Below are 20,814 nucleotides of genomic sequence, written 5' to 3'. Positions count from 1 at the left end.
CTCCTTTATATCTAGTTTGATGTGAAGCGGAGGTTTTATGTAAATCGTTCCGGGAATGTCTTTCACCATTTCGGAAAAAGTAATAAGGAATGAATGAGGAAGGAACGTGATCATGATGCTCATACACCCCTTTTGTTGTAATGAATATGACGAATTAAAAAAAGTGATTATGTGTTCACCTTCTACGACCAGGATTCCCACCCAGGCAGCAGCCGATGATGTGCAGTGGGAAAAGCCGGTGAACCCTGAGAAAACGGCTGCGGCTTTTCAAGAGATGACAGAAGCCATGACTCGGGAAGGTGTGGAGGTCATTGATTATTCCGGCCATCTCCCTGAGCCTGATCAAGCCTTTCATGCCCGATTGATCAATCGGGTTTTTGCAAGGGATCTCGCCTGTGTTTTTGGTACGCTCGTCGTTCCCGGTGAAGCCGGCATATCCATGAGAAGACCGGAATACCTGTATGCCCACAAACTTTTTGAAAACTGGTTCCCTGAAGACCGTTTCTCACTTCAAGCCAATAATGAGACCAACGCTCTTGAGTTTGGTGATGTCCTCGTTCTAAGTAAAGAGGCGGTTTTTATTAACACAGGACTTCGGACGAGCTTTGAAAGTGTCCTGAAGCTGCTTCCGCGCCTATGGGAGGAAGGGTTTTCTGAAGTGGGTGTCATCGATCTTCCAAGACGGGGGGATACGATGCACATGGATATGAACTGTAATGTAGCGGCCCACGATCTTCTTATCGCCAAAAGTTATATGAAGTACTTCCCCGTTCACGTTTTCACAGCTAAAGAGAGATCCTATATGATGATGGACGACTTCATTCCTCGTCACGGATATGACATTTTTTGGACAGATGAGATAACGCACACCGTAGCCGATATTAATTTTCTGAATCTGAACCCGGACACTCTGTTGGTAAGTACGAAAGCCCATAAGAAAGTGCTTCATCATGAAAAGTTGAAAAAGAAAAACATCATCCGTATCGATGTGGACGAATTGGAAAATGGCGGCGGAGGCATCCGCTGCATGACGCTGCCGGTGGAAAGAAGATGATTTTTTCCGATTTAAATCATAAAAGAAGACTCCACGATTCCCCGTGGAGTCTTCCTCATTACAATCCTTTATGCTTTTTTCTTTTTACCAATTTTACTGAGCATCTCATACACAACCGGTACAATCAGCAGTGTTAACAATGTGGAACTTGCAAGACCACCGATGACAGTAATTCCCAGTCCTTTACTGATGATCGAGCCGCCTTCAAAGCCGAGGGCTAATGGAAGCAGTGCTCCGATTGTTGCCAGAGCTGTCATCAATATTGGGCGGATACGTGTCATTCCTGCGTCAAGCAGCGCTTCACGCGTAGAGAAGCCATCTTTTTCTCTTTGAATGACTCGGTCAATCAATACAATACCGTTCGTTACGACGATACCAATGAGCATAAGAGCCCCGATCATAGCCGAGATACTTAACGTTTCTCCGCCAATCAGTAAGCCGACTACTGCTCCGATGATCGTAAACGGAAGAGAAAACAGGATCGCAAATGGCGCGAGTGCACCTTCAAAGAAGATGACCAGCACAACATACACAATGGCGATGGCTGCCAGCATGGCTAATCCAAGCTGACTGAAGGACTCGTTAATATCCTCCGTCACACCACCGATGGATAGGTCAATGGAAGCCGGGTGATCAATCTGATCCAGCTCTTCCTGAACACTTGCAGATACAGATCCGATATCATCCGTTGTCGTCTTGGCACTGACACTTGCATACACCTGGCCGTTCCGGCGGCTGATCGTATCTTCAGTCGTGCCTTCTTCAACTTCTACGACTTCACTGATCGGTACAGATGTACCTAGTGGTGACTGGATTTCGTTATCGGTTAAATCATCAATATTACTGTAATTGTCCTGCTCTACTTCCAGGTACACCTGAAGTTCTTCTCCATCTTCCTGAATGGTGGTGATTTCTGTACGTTCACCATTGGAACTGAGCTCCATTCCCAATTGACCCGCTGTCAAACCGAGCTGGCTCATTTTTTCCTGGTCGGCAACCAGTGTATATTCCTCATACGATTCGGAAAGAGAGGAGGAAGCGTCTTTCAATTCATCCTGATCTTCGAGCAGTGTTTGTACTTCTTCTACATATGGCTTGATTTCATCCGTATTGTCACCAAAGACTTGAACTTCAATTTCATTGCTGGACCCTGTGGAGGAGAAGTCCTGACTTGCCCATTCCCCTTCATCCGTCATCGCTTTCAAGTCTTCGAGCACCTGCTCTTTTTCTGATTCAAAGTTTTCTGTTTCGCTGTCATATTCAACGAAAAAGGCTGCCTGATTGGATGCTCCCGGGCTCATCGGATTTTCTCCACCGACAGAATATTGAATCGTCTGCACATTGTCCCGCCCGTCAAAGTATTCATGGGCTTCGGAAGCAATCTCTTCAACATCTTCAATCGTCTGACCCGGTGCCGGGCTGTACGTCGGCATGACCATCTTCTGCTCTTCTGAAGGAAGGAAGCTGACCCCTACAAGAGGGATAAGAGCGATACTTCCAACGAGAATAGCTACAGCTACTAGAGAAGTAATAATCTTATGGTTTAACACACGGTTTAATACTGAGCGGTACCATTTCGCAATTTTACCCGGGCCTTCCTGGTGTCCCTTTTGAGCTCTTTCTTTCGTAAGAAGGGAATGAGACATCATCGGTACGATCGTAACAGCAACCACTAAGGAAGCAAGGAGTGCAAAGACGACCGTTAACGCGAACGGCAGGAATACCTGACCGACGACACCTTCAACTAATCCAAGCGGAAGGAATACCGCTATCGTTACAATGGTTGAAGAAAGAATCGGCATAAACATTTCTTTCGTAGCCGCTCGAACTAAAGCCTTCCCTTCAAGTTCTTCGTCTTTAAGCGCCATCCGCCTGTAGATGTTCTCCACGACAACAATGGAATCATCCACAACCCGGCCGATAGCCACAGTCATGGCTCCGAGCGTCATAATGTTCAAGGTAATGTCCATCTGATTCAATATAAGAATCGCGATCAGCAGTGATAATGGAATGGACACAACAGAAATCAGTGTTGTTCTAAAGTTACGGAGGAACAACAGAATGACAAGAATAGCGAACAATCCGCCGAACAACGCTTTGTTCAGCATCGTACTTACAGATTCTTCAATCGGTTCTCCCTGGTCAAAGGAATAGATAAACTCAAGACCATCTAAATCACTTTCAAGATCTTCGGTCGTTTCCTTCACAAGATTCACCACGTCCACGGTGTTTGCTTCCTGTGATTTTACAATTTGAATGGAGATGGATTCCTCCCCATTGGTTCTTGAAATCGATTCCGTCTGTCCAACAATCTCAAGATCCGCAATGTCCTGAAGCTGAACAGTTGGAACCCCCTCGGCCTGCTGTGCCTGAGCATCGGCTGCCCCTTGCTGAGCTGCAGCGGCATCGCTCTGCTGCCCCTGCGCTGCTCCTGCCGCCTGCTGACTTTGAGCAGAGGACGAATCACTCTGGGATGGGATCGCAGGAATTTCAAGCTGTTTCAAATCTTCAAGGGAAGACACATTGCCATCAATCATGACAGACTTCTGTGTATCATCAAAGTTATAAAGCCCGAGCGGGAACGTCACGTTCGACCCTTGGATGATATTCTGCACAGTTTCCTGATCCATGCCTCTTTCAGCAAGAGCTTCCTCATCAAAGGACATCTGCACTTCCTGGACCTGCTGTCCGGATATCTGTACATCTGCAACACCTTCCAGACCTTCCAGCTGTGGTTTAATCGAATCTTCAACCTCAGCGGTCAGTTCTTCAAGGCTCTGTCCTTCGCTGATCACACTCATACTTAAGACTGGAAAAGCATTGAAGTTGATGCGGGACACGTCCGGTTCCTGCACATCATCCGGAAGCGCAGCCGAATCCACAGCTTCCTGCAGTTCATCCTCAGCTTCATCTAAATCCTTGCTGTATCCATACTCCAACTGGATATTTGAAGCGTTTTGGAAAGAACTCGAACTTACCGTTTTTACTCCACTTAAATTTTGAACCTGCTGTTCCAACGGTTCCGAAACTTCTCCGGCTACTTCGGCTGGAGTAGCACCCGGGTAGACCGTTGTTACGGTTATAATCGGCGGTTCAATATCAGGTATGGTTTCCAATTTCATATTCAAGCCCGAATAGAGCCCTGCTGCTGTTATAATAATAGTCATTAACCAGACAGCAAACTTATTGTTCATTGAAAAATCAATGATCTTCTTCACTTTATATTCTCCCCCTCTAATTGACTAATCGGTCATCACGTTCTACAATATACATGACCGGTCAGTCACCAGTCAAGTGTTACACTATTTGAAAGGTGCTATCTATATGGATCAGAAAAAACTCAATATCATCGAGACTTCTATAAAATTATTCGCTAGAAAAGGATTCAGCTCTACATCCGTTCAGGAAATCGCCAAAGCAGCCAATATTTCCAAGGGAGCTTTTTATCTTCACTTTGATACAAAGGATGACCTTCTTTACGAATTGTTCGAACATTACTGGAGGCGGATGCAGAAGAGAATCAACGAAGTATCTTCCACCCCTATGCCGCCAAAGGAGAAATTCATCCATCAATTGAAGGTGTCCATGGAGGAAGTGGCGGACCACCGCGAATTCATCATCATGCAGGTACGCGAGCAGGTGATCCCGTTCAATGATATGATCGAGAATTTAATCAGACGGATGCGGTATCATTCCGTGTTGTTCTACCGTAACCACATCCTTGCCATTTACGGGACCAAGGCAGAACCCTACGCCTGGGAAGCGAGCCTGACCGTCCAGAGCTTATTCAAAACGTACATGGACCTTATGATTATGGATAAAATGGAGTTCAGTCTTTTGAAGGTCGCGGAGTCAATAGCCAACAAAATGGATGCTATTATGGAAGGGTTTGAAAACGGCCATGACTGCCCCGTCATAACAGACGAAGTCATTAAACGGGTTATCCCTGAAAATTACCAGTTCAACCAGCTGGAAGACATTGTCTTCCAGCTTCAAGAAATTTATGCCCAGAGGGATGATGTGGATTTGAAAGATACAGCAGACATTCTTCTTCAGGAGTTGAAATCCGAAGCACCGAGACCAGCCGTTATAAAAGGAATGGTCTTTAACCTGGAAAGATATGATGAATATATAGACCTGTCCACACAAATCCGCGCCCATTATATGTAGAAAAGGAAGCCGCCGTTGAAGGCGGCTTTTTCTTATCAATGAAAGGCATTTTTCCATTTCGGTACATTCAGGTCCAGCAGCGGCTTTACCTCTTTTTTCTTTTTTGACGTCACTTGTATATTCACACCCTGACTTCTAAGACGGCTGATAAACGTGTCCCGCTTCTTATCGACCGTGTGCTTTTCCATCTTTGCCCACCTCACCTTTTTCATTGGTTAAACGTGTGACGCTTCCAACATATCGACTTCTTTCTTCAAACCGCTCATCTTGTCATCCAGCGCATGGACAGTTTCCGCAGCCTTCAACAGCTCTCCAGCGAGATGATCGGGGACGCTTTTTTCATATTTGTAGTACAGCTTATGCTCAATACCTGCCCAGAAATCCATCGCTACCGTTCTGATCTGAACTTCAACTTTGACCATCTCCGTTCGATTGGATAAAAACACAGGGACTTCCAAAATAAGATGGAGGCTTTTATAGCCGTTCGGTTTTGGGTTTTCGATGTAGTCTTTCACCTCGATCACATGGATATCATCCTGCTGATCAAGCATGTCATAAATCTTATAGATATCAGAAACAAAAGAGCAGATGATCCTTATCCCTGCGATATCCTGAACATATTCCCGTGCATTTTCCTTAGTAGGATCACAGCCTTTTCTTTTCAACTTTTCTGCAATGCCGGCAGGGTCCTTCACTCTCGATTTTAAATGCTCAATAGGGTTATGGTTATACAAGTATTTAAATTCTTCGTTAAGAATTTTCAACTTTGTGTTGATTTCATCCAGACCAAATTTATACAAGATTAAAAGGTCCTTCCACTCTCCTATGTGCAGCTTTGTCATTTCTACGACCTCTTCCTTATTCATTCCCTGACCACTCTCTTTCTGCTTCGAGAAATTCTGCGAATACTTTAACGGATTGGTTCGGATTTTCTTCCAGTTGTGTTTTGAATCGGTTGAGCCGGATCGGATTCATCCCTGCTGCCTTATCCATCCGCTCTTTCATATAACTGACCATCATTTCCTGCACTTCTTTCAAGAGAACCTTCACCTCTTTTTGAAGGGCTAAAGCCACAGCCCCCGCGGCACTAAACAGAAGAACCGGGACGACCGCCATCGTCTCAGTGAAGAAGACGAGGCTGATGATATTAAACACAGCCATCGGCAGCATAAATAGAGAAACAAGCGAATACCTCCGCATTTTTTTCGTTTTTGGTTCTGTTATTTTCTCCATTTTCTCGAATTCCTTAGACATATACGTTGGCATGGAAACTTTCATGGATTGTAAGTTCACTCTGTTCCTCTCCTTTTAAAGAAATAAAAAACGACCTGTACAAGGTACAGATCGTTTCAGACAATAAGGGACCTGTACCATAGTGGTAAGGTCTTGCTAACAGCGTCTGCTGCCGATAAAGCCGAGAGACAAGTCTCTGTAATGACGACGTTACCGTAAAAGCTACTCCCCTTAGAAGGACGTTATATGATTATGACTCTATCATACACACAAGTGACCAGGTAGTCAACAGATAGTGCCCCACCAGTAAAAGAATACCGCTTTGACTGATCGGTCACCCTGTCATTTATAAAATGCGTATAATTATACATCCGCAACTTCAGCACAGGCATAAGCACCACCCGGAATTCTAAATGAAGCCTCCGCGCTCTCAAGGTTCCCCGGTACTAAAAAGATTACCCTTCAGAGATACAGGCACCAAAGAACACAACAGACACCAAGGAGGCTGACACGGGGATCAATACGTTAAAGAACCGTTATAGCAGATGACACATAAAAACTTTTAGAAAAATCAGGAATCACACTGGATGCGCTTTCTTTTTTACCCATAAAAAAAAACCACCAATATATGTATTGGTGGAGACGGTGGGAGTCGAACCCACGTCCGGAGATATCGGCACCCGGGCTTCTACGAGCGTAGTTGATATATTTATAGTTCACTGTCTCTTCGGCCTATCAACAGGCTTCCAAGCAGCTAGCCTGTTTAGTCTCTTCGTTTTTCCTCAGGCGGTGGAAAAACGCGTAGCCCACTTCAGTTTGAGACCCTTCATCCAGCACATGGGCGATGCCGGGAAGGATCAGCTATAGACTACTTACGCAGCTACAGCTAGGTTTTCGTTAGATTCGCCAGTTATATTTAGGCAAATGACGGTTTACGAGACGTCACTCGACTCGCGACCCGGGCTCGACCTATCCCCGTCGAATCCGTAACGTCCCCGTTAGGATTAAAGAGAACAGCCAAGCTGTCGTCTTGCTTGTCGAATTAACGACAATAACTATTATAGCATATTAAAATATTTTTTCAAGGGGCGTGCTTACTTCAAGCTTTCCTTGATTGCGCGGTCGATCTCCCGCTTCTGCTGTTTCTGCTTCAAATCTTCACGCTTATCATATTTCTTCTTCCCTTTACCAAGGCCGATTAAAACTTTAGCGACGCCGTTTTTAATATAGACCTTCAAAGGGACAAGGGAATACCCTTTCTGCTGGGTCTGTCCAATCAACTGGTTGATTTCCTTACGGTGCAGCAGAAGCTTACGCGCCCGTGTAGGATCATGGTTGAAAATATTGCCCTGTTCATATGGTGAAATGTGCATGTTATGCAGATATACTTCTCCTTTATGAATACGGGCGAAGCTGTCCTTTAAGTTCAACCGTCCGTTACGGATCGATTTGATTTCTGTGCCCTGCAGAACCACACCTGCTTCAAATGTTTCTTCGATCGTGTAGTCATGGCGGGCTTTTTTATTCTGAGCCAATGTCTTTCCATTTCCTCTAGGCATAGTGACTTCCTCCTCTGTTACGTCCCTTTATTGTACCACGCCGACTTCGTTGATTCCAACGGATAACCTATTGATGAAAGCGGATGCCTCTCCATAGACTTCCTTATTCGAATTATGAGAATATAAAGGTGGAAAAAGAAGAAGAAAGGGGCAGAATCGATGAATCAGGTGCTCCAGGTCAAAACGCTGACCGTGGATGATATATACATCCTTCAGGCGATGGAAACAGGCATTGAGGACGATTACGTCGTCCGGATTTTTGAGCGCCTTGTTACCTCTGAAGAGCATAGACTGTTCGGCTTATTCCAAGATAGACGGATGCTCTCTGTAGCCGGCTACAGCTTATTTGGAAAGAAGCAGTTTGCTATGCTGGGGAGGCTCCGCAGTGACCAGCGGTACTTGGCTAAAGGACACGCCACCCACCTTCTCTCCGCCATCATTAACGAATTAACCACCTCCCCCGGCATCCGGTGGCTTGGTGCGAACACACACATCGGAAACCTTCCAGCAAGGAGGGTCCTTGGAAAGCTCAGGCTTGACCAAGGTCCTGTAAGCCATTACCTTACTTTAAAGCGGCCGGATTTTCTCACTGGACACACCAAAGGGAGAGCGTGGAGGACGGTCCATAATCTGGAAGATAAGCGGAAGCTCCTTCAGACGTTAAAAAGCAACGCTCTCGGCACTTTCCCTTATGAATGTTATTATCCCTTCCCTTATGATGAAGCCTTTTTCACTGATCAATACCTCGGTGACTCTTCTTTCTATATCAGTCCCGACCACCAGCGGTTCATCATCATCAAAAATGACACAAAGAAATACGATTACTCCCACGTTAAATATTTCTGGGATGATCATTATGAACAGCCCGGCTTTTTCGAAACGGTCCTTAAACACTGGGAACAAAACCCCGGTAATACGGGATGCTGGATCGACTTTTCACCCTTGGGATTTAAAAGTATCCCTGACCTGACTCCCTATGATGTACAGGATCCTTGGATCTTATATGGACAATGGGTGAAAACTTCATTCTAACAGTTGACAGGAAGCGTTTGCAGTCTATAAAATCCATAAGGTGAAAATTTCCACGAGAAAGGACTTATTGCAATGGACTTTATGAAAGCCGCACAAATGTTAGATGAAGGTCATGCTTTGAAACGTCATTCCTGGAAGAACCCTGGATATATTACAAAAGATAAAGAAGGCGTCATTGTCTTTTTTGATCATAACGAACCATCTGTGTATCAGCTTACGGCTGAAGATGCGCTGGCATCTGATTGGGAATCATCTGTAAAAGATAACTGGATGATTGTTTCTGTTTCCCACGATCGAGAATTGATGGAAGGGAAATTGTTCATTTCCTACCACATCCGTTCTGAAAAGGAAGGCCACATTTTGAACAACCATATTGTTCCGCGGGAGGAACTCTCTCAATGGTCCACCTATGTGGATCTGGACCTTGAAGAGTCTGCCCGCCACTTAAACGAAAAAGATGTTGCCAATGTTCAGCACACGTTAAGTGCCTAAACTAAAGACTCGTCTTTTCAGCTTGTAGAGAAGCCTCTGTTTCTTTACAAGCTTTTTTTCTTTCTTACCGCCAGGATCGAAAGCCCCTTTGGGAATTCTTTAACATCAAAAAAGACTCTCCTTCACCTTTTCCCACGCAAGCGGCAACAGCGCAGCCCATCCCGGTCTTGTGAATCAAAAAATGTTCGGTTGTGACACCTGTGGGAACTTCAGCTGTGCGCGGGACAAGCATCCACCGATAAGCGGAACGAGCCCCCCTCCCCACAACATCCGGCCGATTCCAACTGGATGACACAGACTATTTTACATACTGAAAAGACGCGCCTTCCGGCGCGTCTTTTGTACTCTATTTCTTTTTCTTACTTCCTTTTTTAGGAACGCCTTTGTTTCTATAGAAAGGTTTGTTCCCTTTCTGTTTGTTTTTCTTTTTCTCTTTTTCTTTCTTCCGGTCGGGGCCTTTGGATTCAATTTTCTTCGGGCGTTCCGGACGCTTCCGCTCTTTACGCGGCTTCATCCCGTCAATTTCAAAGTCAACGACTCTTTCCTCAATATTGACGTTGGTTACACGTATGGTGACCTCATCACCGATCCGGAACACATTTCCAGTCCGTTCCCCGATCATCGCATACTGCTTCTCATGGAAGTGGTAATAGTCATCAGTCAGAGTACTGACATGAACAAGACCCTCCACCGTGTTCGGCAGCTCGACGAACATGCCGAAGCTGGTGACAGAACTGATGACACCTTCATACTCCTCACCGACTTTATCCTGCATGTATTCGGCTTTCTTCAGGTCATCGGTTTCACGCTCGGCATCAACTGCTGCACGCTCCATTTCCGAGGAGTGGCGGGCGATTTCCGGCATCTGGTCTTTCCAATGCTTCCGCGTTTTGTAATCCACCTTATTCTCTACCAGATACGTCCGGATTAACCGGTGAACGATCAAGTCAGGATAACGGCGGATCGGGGACGTGAAGTGCGTATAATAATCCGTAGCAAGTCCAAAGTGTCCAAGTCCCTGCGGATCATATTTCGCCTGCTGCATGGAGCGGAGCATTAGTTTGGATATGATCATATCCTCCTGCGTCCCCTTCACTTCTTCCAGCACCTTCTGCAGCGCTTGAGGGTGGACACTGTCCGCCGTTCCTTTTACGACGTAGCCCATATTGGCTACAAAGTCGAAGAACGTCTGCAGCTTATCCTCAGCCGGCTCCTGGTGGATACGGTGGATGAATGGGACTTCCATCCAGTGGAAGTGTTCAGCAACCGTTTCGTTCGCTGCAAGCATGAATTCCTCAATGAGACGTTCTGCTACTGAACGCTCACGCAGGCGCACATCAACGGCTTTTCCTTCCTCATCTACGACAACACCCGCTTCTTTGAAGTCAAAATCAATCGCGCCGCGGTCCATCCGTTTACCACGGAGAATCGAAGCAAGGTTTTCCATGTTCTGGAACATCGGAACAAGATCTTTATACTTTTCCATCAAGGCAGGATCTTCGTTCGTTAAGATTTCGTTGACATCTTTATAAGTCATACGCTCGTTTGTTTTGATTACGCTTTGGAAAATCTCATGGGAAACAACTTCCCCTTTTGGACTGATTTCCATTTCACAGGAAAGAGTGAGACGGTCCACCTGAGGGTTGAGTGAGCAGATGCCGTTGGAAAGCCTGTGAGGGATCATCGGAATAACCCGGTCAACAAGGTACACACTTGTAGCCCGCTGTCTGGCTTCCTGATCGATCGCAGAGCCTTCACCGACGTAATAGGTGACATCAGCAATGTGGACGCCAAGGTGATAATTCCCGTTGTCCAGCTGTTTCACCGCAACAGCATCATCCAGATCTTTCGCATCGGCCCCGTCAATCGTTACAATCGTCTCGTCCCGCAGATCTCTGCGGTTCTTGATTTCATCCTCGCTGATCTGGTCAGGCGTTTCTGCTGCCTGTTCCAGGACTTCGTTTGGAAAATCAATTTTTATCCCGTGTTTATGAATGATTGAAAGAATGTCGATTCCCGGATCATTTTTGTGACCGAGGATTTCTACAATCTCTCCTTCGGCGCTCATCCGGTCTTCAGGAAACTTGGTAATATTCACAATAACCTTGTGACCGTCTACAGCTCCGTTGTTCTGGGATTTAGGAATGAAGATATCATTGGGAATCCGCTTATCATCCGCGATGACAAAGCCAAAGTTGCGGCTGGACTCATACGTACCCACGACTCTTGTCGTCGCCCTTTCCAATATACGGATGACGGCACCTTCAGGGCGCGATCCGTCTTCCTTCCGTTTTTCAATACGGACGAAGACTTTATCATTGTTCATCGCTGAATGAAGGTCGGAATGGTGAATATAAACGTCGTCGCTGTCTTCATCATCAGGAATTAGAAAAGCGAACCCCTTCGCATGCATTTGAATGCGGCCGCGGATCAGGTTCATTTTTTCCGGAAGTCCAAAACGGTTCTTCCTCGTTTGGACAAGCTCTCCTTCTTCTTCCAATTCATTTAAGGATTTCATCAATACTTTAAATTCCTCAGAGCTTCCAAGTTCCATCGTATCCTGCAATTCCTGCACAGATAGAGGCTTCGAAGCGGTTTCTTTAAATAAGTTTAAAATCTGCTGTTTTAATTCAGTCGTCAATTGCCTTACCTCCTTTTGAGTGAAGGACCAGACGCGTCAGGACCAGTCAAGGGAATTCAGGAACTGCAGGATATCTTCATGCAGTTCTTCTTTTTCCTTGTCCATCGTAATGACATGTCCGGAATTTTCGTACCATTTGATTTGTTTATCGTCTGTTTCTACCTCTTCGTATATATAATCGGCACTGCTTGTATTGATCATATCATCCTGTGTTCCCTGTACTACGAAGGTCGGCGTATAAATTTGATCAATGTTATCGTGTACTTCATTGATTAGTCCGCCAAGTTCTGTGAACATTTCCTTCGATTCATCAAGCAGGTCCTGGATTTCCTTTTCAATGGTCTCTTCACCTTTTCCTTCCAGCTGCTTATACTGACGTGCTTTGAATTCGAACGTTTTCGTCAGCTGTTTCTCGTTATCGAAGAAAACAGGGGAACACATCGTGATCAGACCTTTGACTGGAGCGGAATAAGCGGTTTTCAGTCCCAGAACACCACCAAGGGACAATCCTGCCACAGCGATTTCCTTATATCCGAGTTCCCTCAAGTGATTCAATGCTTCCTGTACATCGCTCCACCAGTCTTCAGGTCTTGCATCAAGCAGAGCTTCAAACTCTCTGCCATGACCGGCATAAATAGGGGCATGGGTGGTGTACCCGTGCTTCTGTAAAAACCGGCCCAGCATGCGCACATCGGCAGAGTGGCCGGTGAATCCATGTAATAATAATACCGCACGGTCTCCTCCCTCAAACGTAAATGGCTGAGGTTGTTTGATCTTCATGTTCATTCTCTCCTTACTTCATCTATGTCCTATATTGATAAATTTCATTCTTTTCAGCAATGTATTCTATTTTACCAAAATTACACCGCCCTGGCACATTCTGCGTATCCGTCTGCCGGAAGGGTTAAACCTATATTCAGACTTCCCATCTGGTTCCCTCAACAAACCTCTGCATTTCATAACAGGATTCAAGCAACGATGAGCAGAAAAACCCACGTAAACCTTCCAGGGCATCATTGCAGAAAAAAAACAGCTGCATCCGTATATTTTCCCTTAAAAAAAGAAAAACCACGCATTGTATAAACGCGTGGTTTTTAACGTTCAGCTGTCATCCATTAAACGATATAGCCTGTAAGGAAAGCCAAAACGAAGAACAGGACTCCGGTTACAACGGTCGATCTATGCAGAACAGCGTCGATTCCGCGGGCTTTCTGCTTTCCGAACAACTGCTCAGCTCCACCGGAAATAGCTCCGGACAACCCTGCACTCTTTCCGGATTGTAAAAGTACTAAAACGATAAGTGCGATTGTATCTATGGTCAGCAAAGTGATAACAAGTGTTTCCATGATGTTCGAACACCTCCTAAAGACGTACAAATAACTATTTTAAATGTAGCATAAAAGCCGGAAGCCGGCAAGAACATCCCGTTTCCTTTACTAGAAGGCTCATGATTGGTGTTGATATTTTTTGATTGTTTTTGAAAGAATATGCTTGTTTTTTGAAAGGGCTTTCTTTATAATACAAGTATAAAGATCAAGGAGATGACTCCAATGCTTACACCTGAAAGACACGAGCGGATATTAGAAACAGTCAAAAACAATCAGACCGCATCCATTAAACAGCTCGTCGAAGTTACTCAGGCGTCAGAGTCAACCATCCGCCGCGACCTTGATGAATTGGAAAGACAAGGTCACCTGCGGCGCGTCCACGGCGGGGCATCGATCAAGCAGTCTGCTGCCGATGAACCGGCCATGAAGGACAAGCAGACGAAATTCCAAGAGGAAAAGCGGGCCATCGCTTCCTATGCCGCTTCTTTTGTCAAAGATGGTGATTCGGTTTTTGTTGATGCTGGTTCGACAACTTACGAAATGATTCCTTTTCTAAAACAGAAGGATATTATCGTGGTAACCAATGGTCTGGATCACCTGCTGGCTCTTACGGACCATGGCATTCGAACGTATGTACTCGGTGGACTGGTGAAATCCCGTACGGGGGCTGTTGTAGGAGCAGGAGCTTTACAGAACCTCAAACAGTACCGCTTTGACAACTGCTTCATGGGCGTGAACGGCATTACGCTGGAGGATGGTTTCACAACCCCGGACCCAGAGGAAGCAGCGATTAAGCAGCGGACACTGCAGCTCTCGAGCGAACGATTTATATTAGCCGATCATACCAAGTTCGGGGAAACGTCCTTCACCCAGTTCGCAGCCATACATGAGGCAGATATTATTACAAATGATAATGGCATGACATACACGGACTATGCCGAAAAAACGAATATAAAGGTTGTGACAACATGATTTATACCTGCACGCTGAATCCATCCATTGATTACATCATGCATGTGGATTCATTTGAAGCTGGTGGATTAAACCGAGCCGGGCAGACATTTTTCTACCCTGGAGGAAAAGGCATTAATGTCTCCAGGGTCGTCAACCGGATGGGTGTCCAATCCAGGGCTCTCGGTTTCATCGGTGGTTTCAGCGGTGACTTCATCCGTGATTTCCTTGACGAAGAAGGGGTCCAGCACCAGTTTATGAACACCGGTCAAAAAACAAGGGTAAACGTAAAACTGAAATCTGGAGACGAAACAGAAATCAACGGCCCGGGGCCTGCCTTGTCCGAAGACATGCAGCAGGCACTGCTGGATCAGGTTCAGCAATTGACCAATGAAGACATCTTAGTCCTCGCTGGCAGTGTTCCTTCTTCTCTTCCGGGTGATTATTATGAGCAGATCACGAATATCTGCAGAAGAAATCATACAAAAGTGGTTCTTGATACATCAGGAAAAGCGCTGACACAGATTCTCGGCCAGCCCTTGTTCCTCATGAAGCCGAACCATCATGAACTGGGAGATCTATATAATGTAGAAATCCACACGCCTGAAGATGCTGCATTTTATGGGAAGAAACTCGTAGATCAAGGAGTCGAAAACGTGATCGTTTCCATGGGCGGCCAGGGAGCCGTATATGTGAGCCGCGAAGAACAATGGTATGCCAATGTGCCTGAAGGGACGGTCAAAAACTCGGTAGGAGCCGGTGATTCCGTCGTTGCGGGATTCCTCGCTGCCTATTCAGAAGGAAAGTCCTTGGCAGAGGCCTTCCGATTCGGAGTCGCATCTGGGAGTGCTACAGCGTTTCAGGATGACCTTTGTGAGCAGGAGGATGTTCTTCACCTGCTTGAGCAAATCAACGTATCACCAATTCAATAAAGGAGTGATTCGAAATGAGAATTACTGACTTGTTAACAGAAGAGACGATTGTACTGAACATGTCCGCTTCTTCAAAGCCGGAAGCGATCGATGAATTAGTCGATAAGCTGGATGAAGCCGGCCGTCTAAACGACCGGAATGGCTTTAAGAAAGCGATCGAAGATAGAGAAGGCCAAAGCACAACGGGAATCGGAGATGGAATCGCCATCCCCCATGCGAAAACAAGTGCTGTCCAGAATCCCGCCATTGCATTCGGACGCTCACAGGAAGGCCTTGATTATGAGTCCCTTGATGGCCAGCCGACACATTTATTCTTTATGATTGCTGCATCCGAGGGGGCAAACAACACGCACTTGGAAACACTCTCCCGTCTATCCTCTTTCCTGATGGATAATACATTCCGTGAGCAGTTGGAAGCCGCTCAGACGAAAGAGGAAATCATTGCAGCGATTAATGCGAAAGAAGCCGAGGACGAGGAGCCTGATGAGGAGACCAACGATCAGCCTTCCGGAAAAATCCTGGCCGTCACCGCGTGTCCGACTGGAATTGCCCACACGTACATGGCTGCTGATAAGCTGAAAGCTACAGCGAAGGAAATGGGCGTACCGATTAAAGTACAGACGAACGGATCCAGCGGTGTAAAAAACCGTTTGACGAAAGAAGACATCGCTGACGCTGCAGCTATTATTGTAGCTGCTGATACAAAGGTGGATATGGAAGATTTCCATGGAAAGCATGTCATTGAAGTGCCTGTAGCCAAAGCGATTCACGAGCCGAAGGAACTGATCAATAAAGCCTTGAATCAGGATGCTCCTGTGTTTCAGGGAAGTGGAGGCAGCTCCAAGGAAGCCTCCAGTGAAAAAGGCCAGCGGACTGGCTTTTACAAGCATCTGATGAATGGTGTTTCCAACATGCTCCCATTCGTTGTCGGAGGGGGAATCCTAATTGCGATCTCCTTCTTCTGGGGAATCAACTCAGCCGACCCGAACAGTGCTGAATACAACCGATTCGCTGAAATGCTCAGCATTATCGGCGGCGGCAATGCCTTCTTCCTGCTCGTCCCTGTACTGGCCGGCTTTATCGCATCCAGTATTGCGGACAGACCTGGTTTTGCTCCTGGTATGGTCGGTGGTTTGATTGCCATTACACAGACCGTCGAAGGTGCAGGAAATGGCTCCGGTTTCTTAGGTGGACTTATTGCTGGTTTCCTTGCTGGTTATTTAACACTTGGCGTGAAGAAAATGCTTGAAGGCCTGCCTGCTGTTATGGACGGCTTGAAAACAGTCCTGCTTTATCCTGTGTTCGCCATCTTCGGTACAGGTATGATTATGCTTTTGATCAACCCGGCTTTAACAAGCGTTTACACGTGGTTGTTTGATCTTCTGGATTCCATGAGCGGTTCCAACCTCGCTCTGCTCGGATTGATTGTCGGCGGCATGATGGCGGTCGATATGGGCGGCCCTGTCAACAAAGCGGCCTACACATTCGGCATTGCAGCGCTTGATGCAGGGAACTATACGTTTATTGCTGCTGCAATGGCTGGTGGAATGGTTCCACCACTTGCTATGGGACTTGCCACAACATTCTTCAAAAATAAATTCACGAAAGAAGAACGCGAAACAGGTAAGGCCGCTTATCCACTCGGTGCTTTCTTCATTACAGAAGGAGCGATTCCGTTCGCAGCTGCCGATCCGGTTCGTGTCATTCCATCCATGGTAGCCGGAAGTGCGCTCACTGGTATGCTGACAATGTTGTTCGGTATCGGTCTCCGCGCCCCGCACGGCGGTATTATCGTAGCTCCACTTGTTGAAGGTGGAATCGGACAAATCCTTCTTTATCTGCTGGCTATTATTGCCGGGTCAATTCTTTCTGCAATTGTCGTAGGATTCTTGAAAAAAGACCTCCAAAAGGCTTAAAATAAGAAAGTTAGGGTAATTCAATAACAACCAATTTTTATAAGGAGGATATCTACTATGGTAGAAAAAACTTTTACAATTACATCTGCTGATGGTGTACACGCTCGTCCTGCGACCGTTCTAGTCCAGAACGCCGGGAAGTACGAGTCTGATATTAATCTTCACTACAAAGAAAAATCCGTTAATCTGAAGTCCATCATGGGCATCATGAGTCTTGGGATTCCAGCTAATGCCGAAGTGAAAATCACGGCAGAAGGCAGTGACGAACAGGAAGCGATCGATCACTTGGAAACAACAATGAAGAATGAAAGCTTGGGGGAATAACAGCATGACACAGCTTCAAGGTATTGCAGCTTCCAGCGGTATTGCCATCGCAAAAGTCTACCGTCTGGAAGCTCCGGACCTTTCTTTCGATAAAAAGAAAGTAGAAGATCCGGAACAAGAGATCTCCCGTCTTCAAGATGCGCTTGAGATCTCAAAAACAGAACTTGAAAAAATCAAGGCCCATACAAAAAAATCACTTGGTGATGAGCATGCAGAAATTTTCTCAGCCCACCTGCTCGTTCTTAGTGATCCAGAATTGATCCAGCCGATTGAAGACAAAATTAAAAATGATAACGTTAACGCAGAAGCAGCTCTTTCCGAAACAGCGAATATGTTCATCGACATGTTCAAGAACATGGACAATGAGTATATGCGCGAACGCGCTGCGGACATCAATGATGTAACGAAACGTGTAATGGCTCACCTGCTTGGCGTTACGTTCCCGGATCCTGCACTTATCAATGAAGAAGTTGTCATTGTAGCGGATGATCTGACACCTTCCGATACCGCTCAGTTGAACAAACAGTTCGTTAAAGGGTTCACAACAGATATTGGTGGACGTACATCCCACTCAGCCATTATGGCCCGCTCTCTTGAAATCCCGGCCGTTGTCGGTACAAAAGAGATCACGGCCAAAGCTGGGAAGGATATCATGATTATTGTAGACGGCATCAACGGCGACGTCATCGTTGATCCATCTGAAGAACAGATTTCTACTTACCAACAGAAGCAGGAAGACTTCGAGAAGCAGAAACAGGAGTGGGCGAAGCTGAAAGACGAGCCTACCCTCACCTCTGAAGGAGAGCACGTGGAGCTTGTAGCCAACATTGGTACGCCGGAAGACGTTGAAGGTGTCCTGAACAACGGCGGGGAAGGTGTCGGCCTTTACCGTACAGAATTCCTATACATGGGCAAGAGCCAGCTCCCTACGGAAGAAGAGCAGTTTGAAGCCTACTCCTCAGTACTGAAGCAAATGGGTGACCAGCCTGTTGTCGTCCGTACGCTTGATATCGGTGGAGATAAGGAGCTTTCCTACCTTGATCTTCCTGAAGAAATGAACCCGTTCCTTGGGTACCGCGCAATCCGTCTGTGCCTGGAGCGTGATGATATCTTCCGTGTTCAACTGCGTGCATTGCTGCGTGCGAGTGTCCACGGAAACTTGAAGATCATGTTCCCAATGATCGCTACTCTTGATGAGTTCCGTCAAGCTAAATCGATCCTTGAAGAAGAGCGTGCCAATCTGACAAGCGAAGGGTATGACATTGCTGATGGCATTGAAATCGGTATGATGGTGGAAATTCCAGCGACAGCTGTCATTGCCCGTCAGTTCGCTAAAGAAGTGGATTTCTTCAGTATTGGAACCAATGACCTGATTCAATATACAATGGCTGCCGACCGTATGAACGAACGCGTGTCCTACTTGTACCAGCCATACAACCCGGCGATTCTGAATCTGATCAACAACGTCATCGAAGCTGCGCACGCAGAAGGCAAATGGGCCGGTATGTGCGGAGAGATGGCCGGCGATGAGATTGCCATCCCGATCCTGCTTGGGCTAGGCCTGGATGAGTTCAGCATGAGTGCCACGTCCATCCTTCCTGCCCGTACACAGATCAAGGATCTGTCCAAGAAAGAACTCGCTGCTTATAAAGACGAAATTCTTTCTATGGGTACCGCCGAAGAAGTCGTTGCCTTCATTAAAGAAAAAACACAGATGAAGTAATTTTCCTCAAAGGATGGGGGACAATAAAACCGACCAGTTGTGAATGACCCTGCCATGACAAAGAAGAAAGTGGTGAAGCTTTTGACTTTCGCAGTCATTATGATTGTCTGTATTGGTATTGTCTTAGGCATTGCCGCATTGTTCGGAATGGCTGTTCATAAAGGTTATGAATATAACCATACCATCGACCCTCTGCCTGAGGATAAAGAAGCTGTACACCCAGCAAAAAAAGCTGACACCCGCTAGGGTGTCAGCTTTTTTATGTTCGAATAACCTTCATTTTATCTCCAATATCTGTGCGCTGTTTCGCTTTAGGGATCCGCTTTGGATAGCCGATCTGAAGCACAGAGACCAGTTTATAGAAAGATGGATCCACACCTACTCCCTTTGCAAACTCTGGATCGTGAAGGTAAGGACTGGTCGTCCAGAGTACGCCTACACCAGCTTCCCAGGCAAGCAGCTGGACATTTTGAATATACGCACATACGGCTGCATAGTCTTCTTCGAACTTGCGCTCATCTTCGTCCTTCGGCATGTAAATGAGAGCGTGGTGTGGAATCTGCAGAAGAAAATCACCAATCCCCTTTTTCAACTGCCGGGATTTCTCTTCATCATAGCCTTCAAAGAACCCTTGACGCTCATAGCTGTCGAGCACAGCCTCTGCGTAACGTTCTTTTCCCTGTTCCTGGTAAAGGTGAACATTCCACGGCTCTTTCATCCGATGGGTCGGCGCCCATGCCGCTGTACGGAAAATATTTTTCAACACCTCTTCATCCACAAGTTTCGGTTCATATTCGTGAATCGAACGGCGTTTTTTCACCGCTTCCACTAATTCCATCTTCCTCACCTCAAACAATCAGCAGATTGGTCAGCTGGTGCCCCATCCAGAAACCCCACTCCCGGAGAAAGAAAGGCAGCTTTGTATCCAGCGATTGATAAGCTGAATACTGGGTCGGTACACCTTTGGCAGACATCCCATAACTCTCTGCCATAGCGACTGCCCGCTTTAAATGAAACTGATCGCTGACAATTAAAAACGTTTCTAAGTTTTTTTCCTCTGTTACTTCCTTTGCATTGATGATATTGTCTTCTGTCATCAAAGAGCTGTCTTCATAAAGGATATCTTCTTCAGGGACTCCTTTTTCCAAAGCATACTCCCGTCCTACTTCCGCTTCAGAGGAAGCAGCCTGTTCACTTTTTCCGCCTGTAAAGATCAGGTAGTCCACATGCCCTTTCTCATACAGCTCAATTCCCTGCTTCAAGCGCCCTTCAAATACCGGGCTCGGTTTACCATTCCACTGAGCAGCTCCCAGCACGATGGCGGCATCCGCCTCAGGCGGCTGGCTGCCTTCCCCGAAGGTCCATACCGAATAAGCCGTGTACGCGCTGTACAACAGAGTGATGATCATTCCCATTACAATGAACTTCTTCATTCGTGATCGTTCTCCTACTCCATTAA

At 46.3% G+C, this 20,814-nt stretch carries 20 protein-coding genes and 1 other RNA gene; 10 read left to right on the top strand and 11 right to left on the bottom strand.

Annotation, left to right across the window (positions count from 1 at the left end; genetic code table 11):
• Positions 1 to 112 precede the first annotated feature (112 nt).
• Positions 113 to 1,054 carry an arginine deiminase family protein gene (locus tag ACXADP_RS05970; RefSeq protein ID WP_474969348.1) on the top strand — a complete coding sequence of 314 codons (942 nt, stop codon included), beginning with the start codon at positions 113 to 115 and terminating at the stop codon, positions 1,052 to 1,054.
• Positions 1,055 to 1,122: 68 nt separating this feature from the next.
• On the opposite strand, the gene ACXADP_RS05965 is transcribed toward ACXADP_RS05970, so the two are convergent.
• Positions 1,123 to 4,272, bottom strand: coding sequence for an efflux RND transporter permease subunit (locus tag ACXADP_RS05965; protein ID WP_474971083.1), 3,150 nt, complete (start codon positions 4,270 to 4,272; stop codon positions 1,123 to 1,125).
• Between the two features lie 106 nt (positions 4,273 to 4,378).
• Here ACXADP_RS05965 and ACXADP_RS05960 point away from each other — a divergent pair, with 106 nt between their 5' ends.
• Positions 4,379 to 5,224 (top strand): TetR/AcrR family transcriptional regulator, encoded by an 846-nt coding sequence (locus tag ACXADP_RS05960; protein ID WP_474971082.1) that lies wholly within the window; start codon positions 4,379 to 4,381, stop codon positions 5,222 to 5,224.
• A 35-nt stretch (positions 5,225 to 5,259) separates the two neighbouring features.
• Here the strand turns inward: ACXADP_RS05960 and ACXADP_RS05955 are convergent, their stop codons facing one another.
• The 5 genes from ACXADP_RS05955 to smpB form a co-directional block, all read right to left on the bottom strand.
• Positions 5,260 to 5,412 (bottom strand): hypothetical protein, encoded by a 153-nt coding sequence (locus tag ACXADP_RS05955; RefSeq protein WP_474971081.1) that lies wholly within the window; start codon positions 5,410 to 5,412, stop codon positions 5,260 to 5,262.
• Positions 5,413 to 5,439: 27 nt separating this feature from the next.
• A complete protein-coding gene (locus tag ACXADP_RS05950) occupies positions 5,440 to 6,090 on the bottom strand; it encodes a GTP pyrophosphokinase (RefSeq protein WP_474969353.1) in 651 nt (216 codons plus the stop codon).
• Entirely contained in the window at positions 6,083 to 6,517 is a 435-nt protein-coding gene (locus ACXADP_RS05945) for a DUF5392 family protein (protein ID WP_474969354.1), read from the bottom strand. Before ACXADP_RS05945 ends, ACXADP_RS05950 begins: the two co-directional genes overlap by 8 nt.
• 574 nt (positions 6,518 to 7,091) lie before the next feature.
• Positions 7,092 to 7,454: a transfer-messenger RNA gene (ssrA, locus tag ACXADP_RS05940) on the bottom strand.
• A 97-nt stretch (positions 7,455 to 7,551) separates the two neighbouring features.
• Entirely contained in the window at positions 7,552 to 8,016 is a 465-nt protein-coding gene (gene smpB / locus ACXADP_RS05935; RefSeq protein WP_027956362.1) for an SsrA-binding protein SmpB, read from the bottom strand.
• Positions 8,017 to 8,175: 159 nt separating this feature from the next.
• On the opposite strand from smpB, the gene ACXADP_RS05930 reads away from it, so the two are divergent.
• Together ACXADP_RS05930 and ACXADP_RS05925 are read left to right on the top strand one after the other, a co-directional pair.
• Positions 8,176 to 9,048, top strand: coding sequence for a GNAT family N-acetyltransferase (locus ACXADP_RS05930; RefSeq protein ID WP_474971080.1), 873 nt, complete (start codon positions 8,176 to 8,178; stop codon positions 9,046 to 9,048).
• Positions 9,049 to 9,120: 72 nt separating this feature from the next.
• Positions 9,121 to 9,540: a Thoeris anti-defense Tad2 family protein gene (locus ACXADP_RS05925; protein ID WP_474969356.1), complete on the top strand. Its 420-nt coding sequence runs from the start codon at positions 9,121 to 9,123 to the stop codon at positions 9,538 to 9,540.
• Between the two features lie 346 nt (positions 9,541 to 9,886).
• Here ACXADP_RS05925 and rnr read toward each other — a convergent pair whose 3' ends face one another.
• The 3 genes from rnr to secG all read right to left on the bottom strand — a co-directional run bounded on the left by rnr (position 9,887) and on the right by secG (position 13,527).
• Positions 9,887 to 12,181, bottom strand: a complete 2,295-nt coding sequence (gene rnr, locus ACXADP_RS05920) for a ribonuclease R (protein WP_474969357.1) — start codon at positions 12,179 to 12,181, stop codon at positions 9,887 to 9,889.
• Between the two features lie 36 nt (positions 12,182 to 12,217).
• Complete coding sequence (locus ACXADP_RS05915; protein WP_474971079.1) at positions 12,218 to 12,961, bottom strand: alpha/beta hydrolase; 744 nt, start codon at positions 12,959 to 12,961, stop codon at positions 12,218 to 12,220.
• Between the two features lie 335 nt (positions 12,962 to 13,296).
• Complete coding sequence (gene secG, locus ACXADP_RS05910) at positions 13,297 to 13,527, bottom strand: preprotein translocase subunit SecG (protein WP_027956357.1); 231 nt, start codon at positions 13,525 to 13,527, stop codon at positions 13,297 to 13,299.
• A gap of 204 nt (positions 13,528 to 13,731) precedes the next feature.
• Here secG and ACXADP_RS05905 point away from each other — a divergent pair, with 204 nt between their 5' ends.
• Genes ACXADP_RS05905 through ytzI form a run of 6 tightly spaced genes read left to right on the top strand, consistent with a single transcriptional unit; the run spans position 13,732 to position 19,601 of the window.
• Positions 13,732 to 14,481, top strand: a complete 750-nt coding sequence (locus ACXADP_RS05905; RefSeq protein WP_474969359.1) for a DeoR/GlpR family DNA-binding transcription regulator — start codon at positions 13,732 to 13,734, stop codon at positions 14,479 to 14,481.
• Positions 14,478 to 15,392, top strand: a complete 915-nt coding sequence (pfkB, locus tag ACXADP_RS05900) for a 1-phosphofructokinase (RefSeq protein WP_474971078.1) — start codon at positions 14,478 to 14,480, stop codon at positions 15,390 to 15,392. The genes ACXADP_RS05905 and pfkB overlap by 4 nt, the downstream gene beginning before the upstream one ends.
• A 14-nt stretch (positions 15,393 to 15,406) precedes the next feature.
• Positions 15,407 to 17,308, top strand: coding sequence for a PTS fructose transporter subunit IIABC (locus tag ACXADP_RS05895; protein WP_474971077.1), 1,902 nt, complete (start codon positions 15,407 to 15,409; stop codon positions 17,306 to 17,308).
• Between the two features lie 57 nt (positions 17,309 to 17,365).
• Entirely contained in the window at positions 17,366 to 17,632 is a 267-nt protein-coding gene (locus tag ACXADP_RS05890) for a phosphocarrier protein HPr (RefSeq protein WP_027956353.1), read from the top strand.
• Between the two features lie 4 nt (positions 17,633 to 17,636).
• Positions 17,637 to 19,355: a phosphoenolpyruvate--protein phosphotransferase gene (ptsP, locus tag ACXADP_RS05885; RefSeq protein ID WP_474971076.1), complete on the top strand. Its 1,719-nt coding sequence runs from the start codon at positions 17,637 to 17,639 to the stop codon at positions 19,353 to 19,355.
• A 54-nt stretch (positions 19,356 to 19,409) separates the two neighbouring features.
• On the top strand, positions 19,410 to 19,601 hold the full coding sequence (gene ytzI, locus ACXADP_RS05880; RefSeq protein WP_474971075.1) for a YtzI protein: 192 nt from the start codon (positions 19,410 to 19,412) through the stop codon (positions 19,599 to 19,601).
• 13 nt (positions 19,602 to 19,614) lie between these two features.
• On the opposite strand, the gene ACXADP_RS05875 is transcribed toward ytzI, so the two are convergent.
• Together ACXADP_RS05875 and ACXADP_RS05870 are read right to left on the bottom strand one after the other, a co-directional pair.
• The gene (locus tag ACXADP_RS05875) at positions 19,615 to 20,193 is read right to left on the bottom strand and encodes a nitroreductase family protein (protein WP_474969364.1); all 579 of its coding nucleotides are present in this window, start codon (positions 20,191 to 20,193) and stop codon (positions 19,615 to 19,617) included.
• A gap of 10 nt (positions 20,194 to 20,203) precedes the next feature.
• Positions 20,204 to 20,788: a YdcF family protein gene (locus ACXADP_RS05870; protein WP_206933510.1), complete on the bottom strand. Its 585-nt coding sequence runs from the start codon at positions 20,786 to 20,788 to the stop codon at positions 20,204 to 20,206.
• Positions 20,789 to 20,814 lie beyond the last annotated feature (26 nt).

The sequence above is a fragment of the Halobacillus sp. AWH4_228 genome (assembly GCF_056158365.1).
This window is presented reverse-complemented; position numbering and strand designations above follow the sequence as displayed.